The sequence below is a fragment of the Bdellovibrio sp. HCB-162 genome (assembly GCF_047344985.1).
GTDB lineage: Bacteria > Bdellovibrionota > Bdellovibrionia > Bdellovibrionales > Bdellovibrionaceae > Bdellovibrio.
This window is the reverse complement of sequence record NZ_CP178861.1, coordinates 690,351-708,730: the sequence shown is the minus strand read 5'-3', so window position 1 is coordinate 708,730 and position 18,380 is coordinate 690,351. Positions and strand designations below refer to the sequence as shown.

Sequence of the window (18,380 nt, the reverse complement as noted above, 5' to 3'; positions counted from 1 at the left end):
TGCGGGACTTTCAAGTGCCCAAAAAACGTCTTATTGTTTAGAAAGGAAAGGACAATGAGATGAAGAAGAACACAGTATCTCTCGAATTTACCGAGAAGATGGCGGGCTACGTTGTTCCTAAAAAATTTGTTTTGTCTCCAGCCCAGCCTCTTTCTCACAATGATTTTCAAATTGAAAATGAGCGCTCCGATAAGCTGCCATTTGAATTTACGGTTACCATCAAGGTCCCCGATCTTGAACGTTTTTTAGCGGACCACAGCACGACTTCCAAAGTTTTTGGTAAGATCACTGACTTCCGGTTTCGTGATGACATGCGCCTGGATGACGGTTTTTTCCAACTTTTCACTCAGCCCGCCGCAAGTCCTCACTACGACACGGTAAAAGAAATGCACTACACATTTTTTCTCACGGACCGTGAAGGAAAAAAATGGACATTTTTTGGTTTTAAAGAAATTTTAAAAGAAAATGCCAGTGAGCTTTGGAAGCAGACGACAACGCTTTACTATTATCTCTGGGAAGGCCATTCTAATTTCGAAAAATTTGGTGAAAAGAATGTCCATGCCGTAGGTGTCTTGCGTATTTCCTTAAGTGATTTCTTGCGCCAAATGCGCAGCTTTAAAACAAATGCGACTTCTTATCTTGAAGAAAAAGAATCCTTGTTGCGCTACTTTAAAGCTTTCACCGATACGCTCTGGGAAAGTTACGCTCCTTTTATTTTCACTACAACTTCAGCCCGCTGGAATGAACATCAGTACCCTCTGCACACCACTCAAGGTGTGGCTTTAGGTGAAAAAATTCTTCATCCTCTCGACACGCGCGACGGCCTGACTATTTCGGTGCAGCGTTTTAAATTCCAAGAATCCAAAGATGTGATTTTGCTTCTGCACGGACTGACCACGTCGACAGACATGTACATTATGCCAGAGCATGAAAACCTTGTGAACCATCTGCACACGCAAGGTTTTTCTGATGTGTGGTCTTTGGATTGGCGGGGAAGCGGAAGATTTAATTACAACCTTCACCCACACCGTTACACCGTTGATGATGTCGCTAAATATGACATTCCGCGAGCCGTCGATTTCATTCGTGAGACTTGCGGGAATGATGTGAAAATTCACGTGATCGCTCACTGTGTGGGTTCACTTGCCTTTATGGCTTCTTATGCGGCAGGATACGTAAAAAACATCGCGAGCATTGTTGCTAACAGTGTGTCCCTGACGCCGCAAGTGCCCTGGCAGGCCTTTGCAAAGATGATGGTGGGGCCTGAAATTTTAGAACAAGCATTTGGATATCCTTACGTGTCTCCCAAAATTCCTTATTCACCAGGACGTGTTTTCGGAAAATGGCTTTACTGGATGGAGCGTTCGATTCGAAGTGAATGCAAAGAGCCTGCTTGTCATATGGTGAGCTTTATGTGGGGTTGGGGCTTCCCTGCCGCTTTCAATCACCGCAATATCCATCCTGTGACTCATCGTCGTTTGATGGATCTTTTTGGCGGAACCAGCTTTCATTACTATAAACATATTCGCAAAATGCTTCTGGCAAAAGCTTCGGTTTCGTGGGACGGCAAGATGAACTATCTTGAGGAAATGAAGAAGCGGGATCTTCCTCCCACACTGCTGGTTTCTGGCTCGGAAAATCATATTTTTCCAGAATCGAATAAAATGACTTATGAAATTTTAAAAAACACGAAGAACGCCGCCCGTATTCAGTACAAAGAATTCGCCAATTACGGACATCAAGACGTCTTCATGGGACAATACAGTCACACGGAAGTCTTTCCGCAATTGGTAGAATTCTTAAAACAACAAGTGAGTGTCACTGAAGTCAGAAAGCTGCGTATTGCATAGGAAGAAATCATGAAAGTAGATTACGATTACATCGTGATCGGGTCCGGATTCGGGGGCTCGGTCATGACTTGCCGTTTAGTCGAAAAAGGTTACAAAGTTTGTTTGTTAGAACGGGGTCGGCAGTGGAAGATGCACGAGTTTCCCCGTCGTCCTCATGAAGTCCGCAAAAACATGTTCTGGGACCCGCAAGATCGCAAATTCGGTTTGATGGAAATTCGCGACACTCCCGACAGTGATGCGATGACTTTAACCGCAAGCGGCCTTGGCGGAGGAAGTCTTATCTATGCCAATGTTCTTTATAAAATGCCTCCTGAGTTCTTCGTGAATTGGCCCGGAGGCATTTCGCGGGAGCTCTTGGATCCTTATTACGAAAAAGTATTAAAAATGATGGAGGCTCAACCCTATCCGTTTGAAACGCATTCCTATTATAAAAACACGCCGAAGACGGCTTTGTTTAAAAAACTTTCTGAAGAAATGCCGATGCATCCCGAGGCGAGGGAACGTCACAAGTTCACTTTACCTCCTTTGGCAGTTCGCTTTGAAGGAGATTTTCCGGGTCATCAAACACTCAATAGTCATGGAGCTTTGCAATCTAGATGCAATAAGTGCGGCGATTGCGACATCGGTTGCAATATTCACGCAAAGAATTCTTTGGATTTAAATTATCTTTATCGCGCTAGAAATTTAAAAAACAATCCTCACCCAGCTGACGTGCGAACTCACGCTGAAGTGATTCGTATTGAAAAACGCGAAGATCATTACGCTGTGACTTATGTCATTCCTGAATTTCCCATGCAGGAAAATGTTTTTACTGCCAAGAAGGTCATCCTTGCTGCTGGCTCACTAGGTTCTACGTCTTTATTACTAAGAATGAAAAAACAGGGGTATCTTCCTAAACTCAATCATTGGTTAGGAAAAAAGTGGAGCGGTAATGGGGATCTCATCTCGTGGATCTTTAATACAAAACAGAATGTGGATGCCACAAATGGCCCGGTGATCACAGGCTCTATCGAATATTCATTTCGCAATTATGACGACGGATACCCTCACGGCATGTATTTACAGGAAGCCGGATATCCCTTGGGATTTGCCTGGTTTCTTTCGGGACGCATTCCACAGCTCAGCGGTATTTTAGGTCTTTTAAAATTAGCGAGCCATCAGCTTAAAAAACATTTTTTTAAAATTCTCAAAATCAACGGTCGCGATCAAATCAATATGGGTGATGAATTCGCGAGAACTATCGACCGCGCCGAATTTACAAAACGCTGTCTGATTCTTTTAGGGATGGGGCGCGATAAGCCCGATGGAGAAATCCAACTTCGCGACGACAACCAAGCTATCATTCGTTGGAAGATCGATAAAAGCCAGCCGCACTTTGATCGTCTGCGTGAAGAGATGCGAAAGATCGCCGACATGGTGGATGGCGTTTATGTTGAAAACCCGCTGACTCACTTAAACAAGGTGATTTCCGTTCATCCTCTTGGCGGTTGTCCGATGGGGAATTCCGCAGAAGATGGCTTCGTCAATACTATGGGAGAAGTTTTCGGCTACGAGGGCTTGCATGTTATTGATGGAAGTATTCTTCCTACCTCTACAGGAGCAAATCCCTCGTTAACGATTGCCGCTATGGCTGAGTATATAGCGTCTCGAATTCCGCAGAAAAAAAACGCCCAACAGAAAACGGAAGAAAGCCAGGTTAACTGACTTTCTTCGCTCCATTGATGACGTCTCCCACGCCGCCAACCAATTCATCTAACTGCTCAGATTGTCGCGATAATTCAACGGAAGCCGCTGCGGCCTCTTCGGAGGAAGCGGCGTTGTTCTGTGTGACTTTATCAAGTTCATGAACCGCTTTGCTGATTTGTTCAATCCCAGTGGTTTGCTCGACGCTAGCATGTGCGATTTCGTTGTTCAGCACAGATACTTTTTCTGCCTCTTTCACGATTGCCTGCAATGTTTCTCCGCTTTTAACCGCATAATTATAACTTGAACTAATTAAAGTGGAGCTTTGCGAAATGAGATCTGAAATTTCTTTCGCTGAGACAGCGGATTTCTGAGCTAAGGAACGAACGGCGTCCGCGACAACAGCAAAACCTTTTCCGTGTTCCCCAGCACGAGCGGCTTCCACCGAAGCATTGAGGGCCAGAAGATTCGTTTGAAAGGCAATATCGTCAATCACTGTGGTAATTTCAGCGACCTTTTTAGAGGATGTAGAAACTTCCTTCATAGATTCAATTAAAGTACGGATTTGTTCTTCACCGACTTTCGCTGAATTCATGGCGCTCACAGAAATATCTTTGGCACTGTTGGCATTTTCGGTGTTAAGTTTCACCATGCTTGTCAATTCTTCCAAAGACGCCGATGTTTCTTCAAGAGCTGCCGCAGCTTGGGTGGAAGAGCTGCTTAAGTTTTGTGAAGCGCTTGATATCTCGTGACTTGTCGACGCAAGACGCGCGCTTGAATTTTTAATTGAATCAACGGCATCACGCAATTTTTCCAAAGGTTTTCTTAAAATAAACCAGGCAAGGATCACACTGAAAATCAAACCTGCCAAAGCAAAGAGTAAAATATTTTGCACGGACGCTTTCGCAGCTTCATGAGTGGGTGCCATATCAGATGTGATACTGAAGACACCGTGAAGTCTTCCGTCCGCCCAATTTTCCATCGTATGACCAAGAATATCTTTTCCATTTTTGAAAGGACTTTGTGAAGGCTCGCCATGACAAAGTAAGCAGCCTTGCTTTTCAGAAAGCCGCACTGGTCTGTAAACGACAATATGATTGTCCGTTGTCGCCACGAATTCTTTCAAATTTGGATCCCGTTCGAATTTGTCAAAAATTTGCGCTTCATCGGCCGCGGCTAAGTTGCCTTTGCGACGGGGTTCTTTAGCAAAGACCCGAAATTTATATCCAGCGCGCTCCGATTGATCCTGCCCCACTTTCATGGAAGCAAAAATGGGAACGCGTTTTAAAATACTTGTTTTTATATCCTGGGGAATATTGCCATCGGGATACCGTGCAACAATCTGATTGATATACTCTTGCAAACCGCCTTGATCGGCGACATAGTCTCGGATGCCTTCGAGCTGATCTAAAATCGCCTGACTTTTTTGAACAAGATCTTCTTGCCCTTGCTCTTCAACTTCTTTTCTTGCGATCTGAGTTGATGTAATTGATGCCAAAGCAGCCGCTAACGCCACAATACATACTATTTTTGTTACCAGCTTCATACGTCCTCCTGCAATTCCTTTGCACTTCCTTATCTCAGGGTAGTGTTGCGAAATCGTGGAGTGTGATGATGGCCGTCATGATTAGCGTATATTTTTTGAAATTCGCTTCAACCCGAAACGGAAAATGCTTCAAACGCGAATATGATTCTAGAGAAAAATTTGCGATAACGAAGTGCCCTCGGCTAAGATCGAGGGCACTCATCAGAAAACTATTTAGTCATGCTTTCTGATTTTTCTTTTTCTGATTTCTCTTTTTTGCCGTGTTTTTTATGTTTTTTCTCTTTTTTCACAACAGCAGAGTCTGCTTTTTGTTGTTGAGAAACTTCAGAGTTAGCAGTGTTTGATTGCTGAGGAGCCGCGCCTGTGCCTTGTGCTTGAGCGAAAACACCTGCAAGTACGATTGACATTAGAACGATTGCTGATTTCATAAAAACCTCCATTTTGGTTTGTGAGAATCATCTCTTCTCTTGCTGAAATCAGATTAGCAAAGCGTTCTTAAGAACTTATGAAAACGGGATTAAATAATTTTTAAATGCTGTGCCTCGGGTTTTGATCTAACTGCTGGATTCGACTTGGGATAAAATAAAAAAGCCCCGCATTTGCGAGGCTTTTCATTTTGAGATTCTTTTAAATTAACTAAACTGTAATCACTTTTTTATATTCAGTGAGACGTTTTTCCAGGTCACTAAGTGTGACTTTCGCAAGAGCTCTTACAGAGAAATCCTGAATCGTGTGACTCGCCATCATAGAACCCATGATACAAGCCTGTTTCAAGTTACCTACCGTTGGAACTTCTTTTTGTGCCGCCAAGTATCCGAAGAAACCACCAGCGAATGTATCACCCGCACCTGTTGGATCTACCACCGTTGGAATTGGCATCGCTGGCAGAATGAAATAACCATCTGTTTTAGAATACATCGCAAAACCGTACTCACCGCGCTTGATCACAACCGTTTTTGGTCCAAGATCTGTGATCATCGGAGCCGCTGAAATAGCGTTCGCAGCGCCCGTAAGCATTTTTGCTTCACCTTCGTTGATCAAAACAAGATCGACCTTCTTAAGAACTTCGATCACTTTTTCTTTTTTGATATTAATCCACAAGTTCATAGAGTCCATCCCTACGAACTTCGGAGCTTTCACTTGTTCCAAAACTTGCAATTGAAGTTCCGGAGCAATGTTAGCCAAGAACACGAAAGAAGAATCTTTGAAATGCTCTGGCAATTGTGGATTGAAATGTTCAAACACGTTCAAATCCGTTTTCAAAGTTTTCGCTTCGTTCATGTCGCCTTCATAAGAACCCGCCCAGTGAAATGTTTTTCCTGGAACTTTTGAAAGGCCGGTCAAATCCACACCGCGAGAGTTGAGCAACTCATAATCGTTTTGGTCGTAGTCTTCACCGACAACGCCGACCACGCGCACTTTAGAAAACAAAGAGGCTGCCAAAGAAAAATAATTCGCAGACCCACCCAACGCGCGATCGACTTTTCCTGATGGCGTTTGGATTGAATCGTAAGCAAGACTTCCTACAACGAGAATTTCAGACATGGTGTCGGTTCCTTATTGATTGTTGTTATTCGTCGCGGCTTCGGCAGCAGCAGCAAGCATCTCACGCTTGTACTTTGGAAGACCCGCAAGTTTAGAGTTAGAAATATCCATAGTTTCAGGTTTGTTCGGCACCTGACTTGTTAATTGACCGCAAGCCGCAAAGATGTCGCGACCCATTGAGCGGCGAAGAAGAACATGAGCACCGAGGCGCATAAGCTCCGAGTGGAAAGCCTCGACAGCTTCATCCGAAGGACGCTCGTAACCAGAACCTGGGTGTTCATTGAATGGAATGATATTGATTTTACAAGGAACGTCTTTCACCAATTTCACCAACTGGCGAGCGTGTTCGATTTGATCTGTCACACCTTTTAGCAAAACGTACTCGAAAGTAACTTTGTCTTTCGTAATGCGGCAGTACTCTTTACATGCGTTCAGAAGCTCTGTCGTATTCCATTTTTTATTGATCGGCATTACTTGCGTACGGATCTCATCTGTTGGACCGTTTAAGCTCACGGCCAAACGCACTTTCGCGTCAGCCACACGCCACATTTCTGGAACGATGCCCGAAGTCGAGACAGTGATTTTTTTGCGAGAAAGATTGATACCCCACGGAGAATGAATAACGTCGATAGTTTTAAAGACCGCTTCTGGATTGTCCAGCGGCTCGCCCATGCCCATGAAAACGATATTTGTAATGCGTTGACCATCGCCCATGCGATCATGACATTGCATGAATTGGCCGACGATTTCTTCCGTGCGCAAACGACGTTTTAGTTTTTGTTTTCCTGTGAAGCAGAACTTACAACCAATGTTGCAACCAACTTCAGAGGAAATACACAAAGTCAGGCGGTCTTCAGAGGGAATCAAAACAGCTTCAACACTCTGGCCATTGCCCATATCAAAAAGAAGCTTCTGCGTGCCATCAACAGATTTTAAGTGAGTTAAAACTTTCGGAAGTTCAAAGCTCAAAAGTTGCGGCAAAGAGGCGCGGAATTCTTTTGAAAGATTCGTCATTTGTTCAGGATCTGTGATTCTTTGTTCATAAACCCATTTGAAAATTTGTTGAGCGCGGAATTGCTCTTTGCCCTTCCCTTTAAGGTAGGCTTTCAAATCTTCAAGAGTCATTGAGTAAAAATTGACGGGTTTATTTTCGAGAGGTTTTGCGACGTTGTCGTCAGCGTAGTTCACAGGGGCAGACATAGCGTTTTCAACGCCGCCGTTGTTTAATTCCATCTTCGGGCTCCTCGGGCTTATCACAGCCATGCTTATTACAGCTGAGACCTTAAGCAGTCTCTTTGGTTAAAGGATTATGTGGGCGATTTTGTAGCACAAGCCCCCCTTTTTTCCTAGGAATTTCATGGAATTGTCCCTTTGGCCGAGCCAGGCTGCCTGACTTTAAGCAACTTTGCGCAAATTCTACATAAGACTCCTCATATTAACCCTCTCGTCCTTGAGTTCACCCTCTCAGGTCTTTATATTGAAGTCATGATTTGGCCCTTTATTTTTCTTTCTTACGCGAGCCTCTTTGTCTTCGGACTTTCTGACAATATCCGTGGGCCTTTGTTTCCTGAAATCATGAAGCATTTTGCAATCAGTGACTCCATGGGGTCTTTGATGTTTGCCTTGAGTAATATTTCAGGCTTTTTTGCGAGCTATGGTTGCCGCTATCTTTTACGACGCTATGATCGCCTGACGGTTCTACGCAGCGGAGCAATCGGCTTGATGATTTCGATGTGGGGTATGGCGGCCTCCCCTGTATTTCCTTTGTTTTTATTTTTCAGTTTCTTTTTTGGTTTGAGTCTTGGCGTGTTGGGTTTAGTACCTAATATCTTAGTGCCGATGGGTTCAAGTCCTCATCGCAAGCAACAAATGCTTTCGGGTCTTCACACCATGTATGGTATGGCGAGTTTGCTAGCTCCTCTTTTAGCAGCGTCGATGGAGTATTTAACTGGAAGCTGGCGTTGGACTTTTGCGGCGGGCTCTCTGGGACCTTTGAGTCTTTTGATTTACACTTTCCACGGCAGTCACAAGTCTTTGCACACGAAGGCAGAGTTTTCTCCTGAAAAGCACAAAGCCAATAAGCAGAAAAATTTTAAACCACAGTTGTTTTTGGCTATCATGCTGAGTCTTGCCGTCGCTGCTGAAATTATGGTTTCTTCGCGTTTAGCTCTGTACATGCAACGCACTTGGAATTATGACATGGAGGCGTCAAGTCTTTACGTCACCTATTTCTTCATCTGCATGATGCTAGGACGTTTTCTTTTCGCGGTGGTGCACTTCAAACGTTCGCCGCAGTTTTTGTTGTCGACATCCTTAGTGATGACCGGTGTTTTTATTTTAGCGGGCGTATTTATTCATCCTCTGTTCTTGGCAGGAACAGGTTTTATGATTGCGCCGTTTTATCCTCTCTCGATTTCCTGGATCTCCACGGAGTTTCCTGAGGACTTGGATTCCGCCGTTTCGTATATGATGGCGACGGACTCCATTATGTTGATTCTAATGCACTTGACGATTGGAAAACTGACGGACTTGTTTAGCATTAAACAAGCGCTCTTATGGGGTTTGGGATTTGTAATTCTGTCGTTCCTGATGGTGAACAGTTTCGCGTTCTTGTTTAAACGCGAACGCCATCATCATCCCTTGCAAGAAATTCCCGCGAAATAGAATTCCCCGTTCCTACGTTTATATAATTTGAGTTTACGAAGGAACTTCGTTATGAAGCTTCCATGAAAACACTTTCTTTATCTTTGCTCTTAGGTTTGTTTTTGGGTTTCAGCACATCTGCTCTCGCCATCTCCCCACCGGCCCTACTGGGACAAAGCTTTTTGTCGGATTCAAATATTTCACGGCTTCAACAATCAGCTTTAGGTACAGTGACAATTCAGTTGACGGCTCCAGCGAAACTTCCTGGCGCAGGCGTTAATCTGAGACTCGAAGATCAACAACCCTTTTTTCATATCACGCGTTCTATTTCCGGCGCCTTGTTGATCAGTTTTGATAATGGCTTTCCTGCAGACTTAAAATCAATTGACGCCACAGAAAACTCTGATGGCGTTCTTGTTGTTTCAATCAAGTCATGGAATGCGTTGGTGCATCCACTTGCACGAATCAAAGCTCAATCTTTTGATTCAGCAGAACACAGTCCTTGGGTGGCTTTTGCTTCTCCTCTATATCCATTGGCGGGGGCGACGGGTCCTGCGAGTTTGCCTGAATTACTTGGACAAAAGAATCAAGTGACGTCATTGAAGACATGGTTGGATTTAGCGTTTAAGGAAACTATTGCACAAGCTCCCAGCGACGCTTTGATCTCTCTTGAAATCAGCTTTCTTTACACAAACACGGGAGCGATGAGTCCGGTTCTGTTGATGACTCCAACTTCCTTCACTTCTGAATTAACGACGCAGTTGGATTCGGCTGTACAAAACTGGCTGCAAACACAACGACCTGTTCTTGAAAATGCAGCCTTGATTTTTAATGTGCGCATTTTTGTTCCCGGAGAGTCTTCCGGCCAGGCACCGCGACCGATTTATATCTTTAACGGTTTAGAGCTGCCTTTTACGAATTTAAACTGAACTCATATTGAGTAAACAAGCCTTAGCAGTCTAGCCAAACGGCATTCTGCTTTGCGGTTTCTTATTTTTTGAGCATATACTGGCCGTCTATGACTCGTGAATTTCGAAAAGATATCCGTGGTCGTGGAGCCAGTAGCAACGTCACCAATCGTTACGACTCTCTTAAATACGAAGCTACCGAAGAAGAATTTGATAATTACATTGATGCTGACGAGAAGCCTCTTCTCAAAACGGAAGTCCTCAAAGACTCTTCACGCACCATTATCACGGAAAACAAATCTCCTGATGTCGGTTTTCGCTTTTCAGTGAATGCCTATCGCGGCTGTGAACACGGCTGTGCGTATTGTTATGCGCGCCCCACGCATGAGTATTTAGGTTATTCTCCGGGACTTGATTTCGAATCTAAAATTTTTGTGAAAGAAGAAGCGCCGAAACTTTTGCGTGAAGCTTTGATGAAAAAATCATGGCAACCGGAAGTGATCAATATGAGCGGCATCACCGATTGCTATCAACCGCTTGAAAGACAAAAAGAACTGACTCGCGGTTGCTTGCAAGTTTTGTTGGACTTTAAAAATCCTGTGTCGATGATCACAAAAAATGCGTTGATCCTGAGAGACTTAGATATTTTTAAAGAGATGGCAAAGTATGACGGCATTTTGATTTTTCTTTCCGTGACATCACTGGATGCCGATCTTGCTCGCACTTTAGAACCGCGCACGTCTCATCCGATGGCTCGCCTTAAAGCGATTGAAACTTTAGCGAAGGAAGGAATTCCAGTGGGTGTGAATGTGGCACCTTGTATTCCCGGCCTCACCGATCATGAAATGCCGATGATTTTAAAAGCGGCCAGTGAAGCGGGTGCCAGCTTTGCGGGATACGTTCCCTTGCGTCTCCCCTCTTCGGTTTTACCGATTTTTGAGGAATGGCTGGAAGTGCATCGCCCCCTAAAAAAGCAAAAAGTTTTAAACTCGGTGCGTGATATTCGGGGCGGCAAACTCAATGATCCTAACTTTGGATCGCGTATGCGCGGAGAAGGCGCTAGAGCCGACCAAATGGCGCAAATGTTTGCTCTTTATACTCGCAAATATAATTTAAATGTGAAAGAGTTTGAACTCTCGGCAGCACACTTTCAAAGGCCCGGGGATCAACTGCAATTTAAACTAGATTGATATGCGTAAAGTTCATCTCGATGTTCGACAATTTGCGATTCCGACTCCTCGTGTGGGACACATCGAGACGCATTCCGGTTATGGAGCGCCTCCACTGAGTGGCCAGGAGATTCACCAGGCGGTGCAAAGAATTCGTGTGCGTGAAAATTCAGATTATACGCCTGAGAAAAAAATCTCTTTTACTTTTACGAAATCTCCTTATGAGTTTGAGATCTCAGGACGCGCCGATGGTTTTGTTGAATATCCGGCGATGATTGAAGAGATCAAAACCAGTTTCGATATTGATGAGCTTTATGACAAGTTGACCTTAGAGCCTAACCATCCTTATGTGTGGCAGGTGCGCACTTATGGATATATGCACTACAAACACACTGGTGTCGTTCCACGTTTGAATCTTTGTTTGGTGTCGGCTCGTAATTATTATAAATTCCGCGATTTGCCGGTTTTGTTAGATATTGAAGAATATGAAGCTTGGCTTGCGCTTCGTTTGGAAGAACTTGTTGTTGAAACGAAAATCAAAGAAAAATTATTTAAAAAACGTCAGCAGATTTCTGAAGAAATGGCATTTCCGTTTCCTGCTCCGCGCAGAGGACAACGGGAACTTGTCGATTCGATCACAGAAAACTTTGCAACCGAAAATCCTCTGTTGATTCAAGCGCCGACAGGTCTTGGAAAAACTGTGGGGATTTTATATCCCTCTTTAAAAGAAGCGATGGCTCGTGGCCAGAAAGTGGTCTACGTCACACCTAAAAACTCCCAGCATCAGGTTGCCGAAGAAGCTGTTGAGCGCATGCAAGAGCAAGGCTGTAAGGTGCGCTCTTTAACGATCACAGCAAAAAGCAAGATGTGCATGAAGGCTGAACCTCTTTGCAATCCCAAATACTGTGAGTTTGCGAAAGATTACTACAAAAAGGTCCATGAAAACGATTTGGTGAATAAACTTGCGAGGCTTCGCAGTCTTGATAGTCATAAGCTCAAAGCCATGGCGGAAGAATATCAAGTTTGTCCTTTTGAGCTTTCTATTGAAGCCATTGAGCGTGCTGATGTCGTGATTGGGGATTACAATTACGTTTTTGCTCCCCGCAGTTTGATTGGCCGCTTGGCAGAACCTTTACTTGAACAAAAAGAAAAAGCCAATTTGGTTATTGATGAAGCTCACAACCTTCCTTCGCGAGCGCAGGATTATTTTTCTCCGAGTATTTCGACCCAACAGCTCAATACCTTAGAGCGTGACTTGGTGAAACTTTCGCCGTCGTTTTCGTTGCGAGCTCAGGTGTTGTTGCAACAAGCTCGCAAGCTGATTCAGTCTTATGGTCTCGATGGCGTTTCGAAGAAAATTGAAATCGTGATGGAGCCGTTCGAAGATCTTGATGCGGATATTCGCGATCTAACGGTTCAGTATTTGGAATCTGACGAAGAGATTCAAAATCAAGATCCCATGTTACGCTTTATGAACATGTGGTCGGATTTTGTGAATTCGCTCGCTTTAAGTGGCGAAGAGTTCTTTCAGACCTATCAGAAGAGCAATTATTCCGAAATGCTGAAGATCACCTGCTGTGATGCCGCTGACCATTTGTCTTTGGCTTACAAGGAATTTAAAAATGTCGTGGCCTTTTCGGCAACGCTGAAGCCGTTTAATTACTATCAAGAGCTTTTGGGTTTTCCAAAAGAGACAACGAAACAAATTGAGTTTTCTTCACCGTTCACAAAAGACAATCGCAAGCTTTTAATCATTCCGCAGATTTCGACGAAGTTTTCAGATCGTCATATGAACGCCGGCAAAATTGCTGATGCCATTCAACGAATCACGCAAGTGAAATCTGGAAACTACATTGCGCTTTTCCCTAGCTTTGAATTTATGGGAATGGTTTTACAAAAGTTGCAGCTTCCACAGTTTCAAATTCTTACGCAAGAACGAGAAATGAAGCAGCAACTGATTCAAAACTATCTCGAAGAAATGAAAGCAGCCCAGCGTCCGACTTTGTTGATGGGCGTACAGGGCGGTGTCTTCTCTGAAGGCGTCGACTTCCCTGGTGATATGCTTATTGGTGCTTTTGTTGTAGGCCCTGCTCTTCCGAACTTTGATTTTGAGCGCGAGCAAATCCGCACTTACTATGAAAACCGTTACGGCAAAGACAATGCCTTTAACTACGCTTATGTGTATCCGGCTATGGCAAAAGCCATCCAGTCGGCTGGCCGCGTGATTCGCTCAGAGACAGATCGCGGTGTGATTGTAATGCTCGACTCGCGCTTTTTGCAAAACAGTTACGCTGAAACAATGCCGGAAGGTTGGTTCCAAGAATCTCCGCAGGAATTAGTATCAAGGCAGATTTTAAAAGACGTCCAAGAGTTTTGGAGTTCTTATGAGTCTTAAAAAGAAATCCGTTCTCTTTTTAGATTTGCAGACAACAGGGGCCAAGCCTGATTCGGCCAATATTCTGGAAATTGCCTGGGGCTCTTTGCAATCAGAGACTGTCGAAAGTTTTTTGGTGCAACAGCCGGAAGATCAACCGGTGCCTCGCCGTATTCAGTTTATCACTGGCATCTATGACAAACACATGGTGGACGCTCGTCCTTTGCCTGAAGTGTTTTCTTCTTTAAAAGAATATATAAAAACTCAGGTCGGCGAAGAGACCTTGGCCGTTATTCACTTTGCGCAATTTGAAAAGCCGTTCTTAATAGACGCCTACGAAAAATTGCAAGAGACGATGCCTTTTTCTATTCTTTGCACTCATGAAATTGCAAAAAGACTTTTTCCGAATCTTCCCACTCGCGGAATTAAAGGACTTGCTGGATACTTTGGCTGCCCTTCAGGGGAACTTAAGCGCGCTGCCAATCACGTGCAAGCAACTCAAGTGATTTGGCAAGGATTGACAACAGCTCTTGAGGAAAAAGGCATTCACACTGTTGAAGAACTTCATCAGTGGCTCCAAGAAACTCCAAAAACGGCACGCAGCAAGTATGAATACCCTCTGCCTAAAGAAAAGCGCCTGAGCCTTCCTAAGGAGCCTGGCATCTATCGCATGATGAGCCGCTGGGGTGAAGTTCTTTATGTTGGAAAAGCAACTTCTTTGCACGATCGCGTGAACAGTTATTTCCGTGGTCAGAAAAATCGCGACACACGCAAGCTTGAAATGCTAACTCAAGTTTGGGACCTGCATGTCACGACAGTCGGAAGTCCTTTAGAAGCGGCTTTACTAGAAACGGATGAAATCAAACGACTCAATCCTCCTTACAACGTGAGTTTGAAAGTGGGTCGTCGCGAGCTTGCCTTCTTTAATCGTGATTTTACTTCTTCACGCACGGAAGCCGACGATGAACACTTCATTGGGCCTTTTTCTAATGCGATGGCCTTGGATTCAATTTTAAGATTGAGTGCCTCTTTAGCGGCAGAGAGCTTTGATGAAAATATGTTCTATGAGCCGTTGGATGCAGAACTTCTTAAAGAGGGCTTTCAGCTTTTTTGTGAACGTCACGGTTTTGAGATGTATGAATTCACGTCTGTTCGTGCGATTTTGGCCGTGGGACTGAACTGGTATCGCAAGCTTAAAGACGAAGATGAAGAAGAAGCCGAAGAGCTTTTAGAAGAAACAGAAACCATCGAAGAAGACGATGACGTGGAAGTCGAGCTGACGGCGGAAGATATCGCCGATAAGTTTGAACGACACTTCATTCGCTCGGCAGCGACTTACCTGCGCACGAAAAAGCTAACAGCTTTGATGAATGCCCATATTCAAGTTTCTGGCGAACAGAAGATTGATCTCAGAATTCACAATGGTCACATCGTCAAGGAAGAACTTCCTAAGACCATTAACAAGTGCCCTTGGAAAGATCACTCCGTCGACACCTACGACCGCATGACCGTTCTTTACACGGAACTCAACAAGCTCCGTTCTCAGGATCATATTGTAGAAATGTCTTAAGATTTAAACTTGGAATAATCCAGAGGAACCGCGTCGCCGAGCCACATGGCGGCTTGGGTGTGATCGTAGAGATCGTTTCCTGTCAATTCATGTACGAGGACTGATAAATCTCCACGGGCTTTCATAAGCCACAAGACTACGTCGGTGAAGAGCTCTTTCGGAAAATTGATTTCAAACATCGGAATAGGATGCGGGCCGATGGCTTCAGGAATCATTTCTCCTACGAACACACGCTGACCTGCAAATTGCGTGACGGCCTCTTCGCGCAACCGATGGGCTTTCTCAAAAGAAGTTTCCGAGAAATAAATATGAGCATCGAATTCTCTGGGAAAGCCTGAGGGTAATAACTGAGAATTGACTTTGTAGGTGCGTGTCTTCATGAAGGCCTTATAACATACTCTCAGGAACAAACAAGGAAAGGAAGCCCGCCTTAAAACTCTTCCATACAGAAGCTTCAGGTTCGGAATCCACTGTCACTTCGTTTTCACCTTCTTGAGTTGTCCATTGTAATTTTCCCTCACTTAAAGTCACTTTATACGCAACATCAGGAAGTTCATTCAATGTCATTTCCACAAACCTTTGAGCAAGCTCCGGGCTTTCAAACAAAACACCCATTTCAGAATTAAGCTCCACAGAACGCGGGTCCAAGTTCATGGAGCCCACAAACATCACGCGACGATCAAAAACATAAGCTTTGCCGTGCAATCCCAAGCGGGCACCGGCGGAAATACTACTGGAGAATTTCTTTTTCTGTGCCGAGATGCGCGGGCGCATTTCGTAAATTTCAACGCCAGCCTTCAGCAATCCTTTGCGATACTTTTTATATCCCGCAAAGACAAGCGGCACGTCGTTGGAAGCCAGCGAGTTTGTGAAAACAGTGACTTTCACTCCCTCCTTGGATTTTTTCTTAAAATACTCAACACCGTTTTTGCCAGGAATGAAATAAGGCGAGACAATAAAAATCTCTTTCGAGGATTTAATCGGCAAGGCCGTCACTTGATTGAGCATCGAAGTTTTTTTATAGCTTTCCCCCGCCACCTTTTCTGGAGAGTCGGAAAAGACTTGAGCCTTTCCCCAGAAAGAATGCATTTTTCTATTTTCAATGCTCTTTGCTAATGACGACTCAGCAAGTTCCTTCAGATACGGTTTTGCTTCTTCACTTTGTTCCACAGCCTTTAGATCATTCTGCAGATTTGCTAACTCCGTTCCCTGCACTTCGCGTTTGTTCAATTCCTTGATGGGAACGGACAGACGGTGATTCCAATAAAGATCAAATGACTGCGAACTTTCTTTCACGACGGGACCAAAACACCACACATCAAAATCCCCGAAGTTTTCATCAGGACTGGCGGTGAAATACTCATTGCCAATATTACGCCCGCCGATGATTGCGGTTTGGTTGTCGGCAATCAAAACTTTATTATGCATGCGACGATTGATCTGGCTAAATCGAAACACGTCTAAAAATCTTAAACTGCGATTGGCAAAAGGATTGAACATTCGAACTTCGATGAAAGGATGCGAATCTAAAACCAAAAGCAATTCTTCGTATTGTCCAATGTGCAAGTCATCCAAGAGCAAGCGCACGCGAACACCGCGATCGGCCGCTGCTAAAATTTCATAGAAAAGAATTTTTCCAACAAGATCGTCGTGCCAAATGTAGTATTGCACGTCGAGGCTCTTTTCGGCCCGTCGAACTGATTCAAGTCTTGCCACAAAAGCGTCGGTTCCCGCCTGTAAAGGATAAAATCCGGATTTTCCTGGATTGGCTTCAATACTGGGCGCTAAAAGACGGCCAAAGAAAGTCTCTGACGTCGCGGTCAGCGCATGACTTTCGGATGCTTTAAAATTTGCAGGAACAGTTTGACAGGAAACAAGAGAATAAAAAGAAATGAAAACTCCCCACAACAAAAAGCTCATGCCCTTTAGGCTATGACAATCGCGTTGTGAGGAGCCAGATGTTATTTGAAAGCTTCTAATGAGCTGTTTGGATGTATTCTTTAAGCTCTGGAATTTCACAAGGCACGCATCCAACTTTGCCAACCACCACACCCGCGGCATAGTTTGCTAGCATGCAAGAGTGAACAAGAGACAAACCAGAAACCAGTCCCAAAGATAAGGTCGCGATCACAGTGTCCCCCGCGCCCGTCACATCAAACACTTTACGCGCGTATGTTGGAACTTCCATGATTTCATCGCCGGAGAAAATCGTCATGCCGTCTTTTCCGCGAGTCAAAACCACTTCTTTAGCACCCGTGATTTTTTGCAGAGCACGACCTACTTCAACAACTTTATTTGGATTGTCGCGAAGATCATCGAAATCAAGCCCCGTTAAAACAACCGCTTCGTCATAATTCGGTTTGATCAAATCAACACCCGCATAGAATGAACCCGGGTTATTGCGATGTGGATCGACCATTAATTTTTTTCCGTGCTTTTTGCAAATCGCAGAGACTTTTTCCACGACATTGCGAGAGATCACGCCTTTTGCGTAGTCTTCAATAATCACGCAGTCTGCTTTAGCCACATTCTTTTCAACAGTTTCGATCAAACGCGCTTCAGCTTCCGCGGATAAATATTTACGAAGTTCATAGTCAACGCGAACCAGGTGATGGTGTTTTGCCATCACACGTGTTTTACGTGTTGTCGGACGAGCCTTATCAACGATCATGTAATCCCAGCTCACACCATTTTTTGCAAAAAGATCTTTTAAAAGATTGGCTCCAGTATCATCGCCGACAACAGAAACAAGCATCGCTTCGCCACCAAGGCTCGCCACGTTTTGCGCGACGTTGGCAGAAAGACCCAAACGCATGTCTTCTTCTTCCACTTCCAAAACAGGAACAGGAGCTTCGGGACTGATACGGCGAACTTGGCCCAAGACGTATTCATCAAGACCGACGTCTCCGATAATGAGGATTTTTTTACCTTTAAGGAAAGGAATCTGATTTAAAAGAAGTTCTTTTTCTTGAGGACCTACGGTCGCCTTCACAGGGGTTGTCATTTTTTCATCCTCCCACGGGTCATTTGTAGCCGAAGCAGCCATGCCTGTCACCAGGTACCTGCTTCCCATCGTGTTGATTTGGATACCG

At 44.4% G+C, this 18,380-nt stretch carries 14 protein-coding genes; 7 read left to right on the top strand and 7 right to left on the bottom strand.

The features are described 5' to 3' along the window. Positions 1-59 precede the first annotated feature (59 nt). Together ACLSSO_RS03495 and ACLSSO_RS03490 are read left to right on the top strand one after the other, a co-directional pair. On the top strand, positions 60-1,850 hold the full coding sequence (locus ACLSSO_RS03495) for an alpha/beta fold hydrolase (protein ID WP_295901191.1): 1,791 nt from the start codon (positions 60-62) through the stop codon (positions 1,848-1,850). A 9-nt stretch (positions 1,851-1,859) separates the two neighbouring features. Beyond that, complete coding sequence (locus ACLSSO_RS03490) at positions 1,860-3,554, top strand: GMC oxidoreductase (RefSeq protein ID WP_413944076.1); 1,695 nt, start codon at positions 1,860-1,862, stop codon at positions 3,552-3,554. On the opposite strand, the gene ACLSSO_RS03485 is transcribed toward ACLSSO_RS03490, so the two are convergent. The 4 genes from ACLSSO_RS03485 to rlmN form a co-directional block, all read right to left on the bottom strand. Beyond that, entirely contained in the window at positions 3,547-5,079 is a 1,533-nt protein-coding gene (locus ACLSSO_RS03485) for a methyl-accepting chemotaxis protein (RefSeq protein WP_295901195.1), read from the bottom strand. The genes ACLSSO_RS03490 and ACLSSO_RS03485 overlap by 8 nt on opposite strands. A gap of 209 nt (positions 5,080-5,288) precedes the next feature. Then, on the bottom strand, positions 5,289-5,507 hold the full coding sequence (locus ACLSSO_RS03480; protein ID WP_295901197.1) for a hypothetical protein: 219 nt from the start codon (positions 5,505-5,507) through the stop codon (positions 5,289-5,291). A gap of 208 nt (positions 5,508-5,715) precedes the next feature. Continuing rightward, positions 5,716-6,624 carry a PfkB family carbohydrate kinase gene (locus ACLSSO_RS03475; protein ID WP_295901199.1) on the bottom strand — a complete coding sequence of 303 codons (909 nt, stop codon included), beginning with the start codon at positions 6,622-6,624 and terminating at the stop codon, positions 5,716-5,718. Positions 6,625-6,636: 12 nt separating this feature from the next. Next, positions 6,637-7,857, bottom strand: a complete 1,221-nt coding sequence (gene rlmN, locus ACLSSO_RS03470; RefSeq protein ID WP_295901200.1) for a 23S rRNA (adenine(2503)-C(2))-methyltransferase RlmN — start codon at positions 7,855-7,857, stop codon at positions 6,637-6,639. A 252-nt stretch (positions 7,858-8,109) separates the two neighbouring features. Here rlmN and ACLSSO_RS03465 point away from each other — a divergent pair, with 252 nt between their 5' ends. The 5 genes from ACLSSO_RS03465 (at position 8,110) to ACLSSO_RS03445 (ending at position 15,288) form a co-directional block, all read left to right on the top strand. Continuing rightward, on the top strand, positions 8,110-9,288 hold the full coding sequence (locus ACLSSO_RS03465) for an MFS transporter (RefSeq protein ID WP_413944075.1): 1,179 nt from the start codon (positions 8,110-8,112) through the stop codon (positions 9,286-9,288). A gap of 62 nt (positions 9,289-9,350) precedes the next feature. Beyond that, positions 9,351-10,196: a hypothetical protein gene (locus tag ACLSSO_RS03460; protein ID WP_413944074.1), complete on the top strand. Its 846-nt coding sequence runs from the start codon at positions 9,351-9,353 to the stop codon at positions 10,194-10,196. 89 nt (positions 10,197-10,285) lie between these two features. Further along, positions 10,286-11,365: a PA0069 family radical SAM protein gene (locus tag ACLSSO_RS03455; RefSeq protein ID WP_413944073.1), complete on the top strand. Its 1,080-nt coding sequence runs from the start codon at positions 10,286-10,288 to the stop codon at positions 11,363-11,365. A 1-nt stretch (position 11,366) separates the two neighbouring features. Continuing rightward, positions 11,367-13,739: an ATP-dependent DNA helicase gene (locus tag ACLSSO_RS03450; RefSeq protein ID WP_413944072.1), complete on the top strand. Its 2,373-nt coding sequence runs from the start codon at positions 11,367-11,369 to the stop codon at positions 13,737-13,739. Next, entirely contained in the window at positions 13,729-15,288 is a 1,560-nt protein-coding gene (locus ACLSSO_RS03445) for an exonuclease domain-containing protein (RefSeq protein ID WP_413944071.1), read from the top strand. The genes ACLSSO_RS03450 and ACLSSO_RS03445 overlap by 11 nt, the downstream gene beginning before the upstream one ends. Here ACLSSO_RS03445 and ACLSSO_RS03440 read toward each other — a convergent pair. Genes ACLSSO_RS03440 through rfaE1 form a run of 3 tightly spaced genes read right to left on the bottom strand, consistent with a single transcriptional unit; the run spans position 15,285 to position 18,334 of the window. Continuing rightward, positions 15,285-15,668, bottom strand: coding sequence for a DOPA 4,5-dioxygenase family protein (locus ACLSSO_RS03440; RefSeq protein ID WP_295901209.1), 384 nt, complete (start codon positions 15,666-15,668; stop codon positions 15,285-15,287). The genes ACLSSO_RS03445 and ACLSSO_RS03440 overlap by 4 nt on opposite strands. Positions 15,669-15,675: 7 nt before the next feature. Further along, entirely contained in the window at positions 15,676-17,208 is a 1,533-nt protein-coding gene (locus ACLSSO_RS03435) for a phospholipase D family protein (RefSeq protein ID WP_413944070.1), read from the bottom strand. A 55-nt stretch (positions 17,209-17,263) separates the two neighbouring features. After that, complete coding sequence (gene rfaE1 / locus ACLSSO_RS03430) at positions 17,264-18,334, bottom strand: D-glycero-beta-D-manno-heptose-7-phosphate kinase (RefSeq protein WP_413944069.1); 1,071 nt, start codon at positions 18,332-18,334, stop codon at positions 17,264-17,266. Positions 18,335-18,380 lie beyond the last annotated feature (46 nt).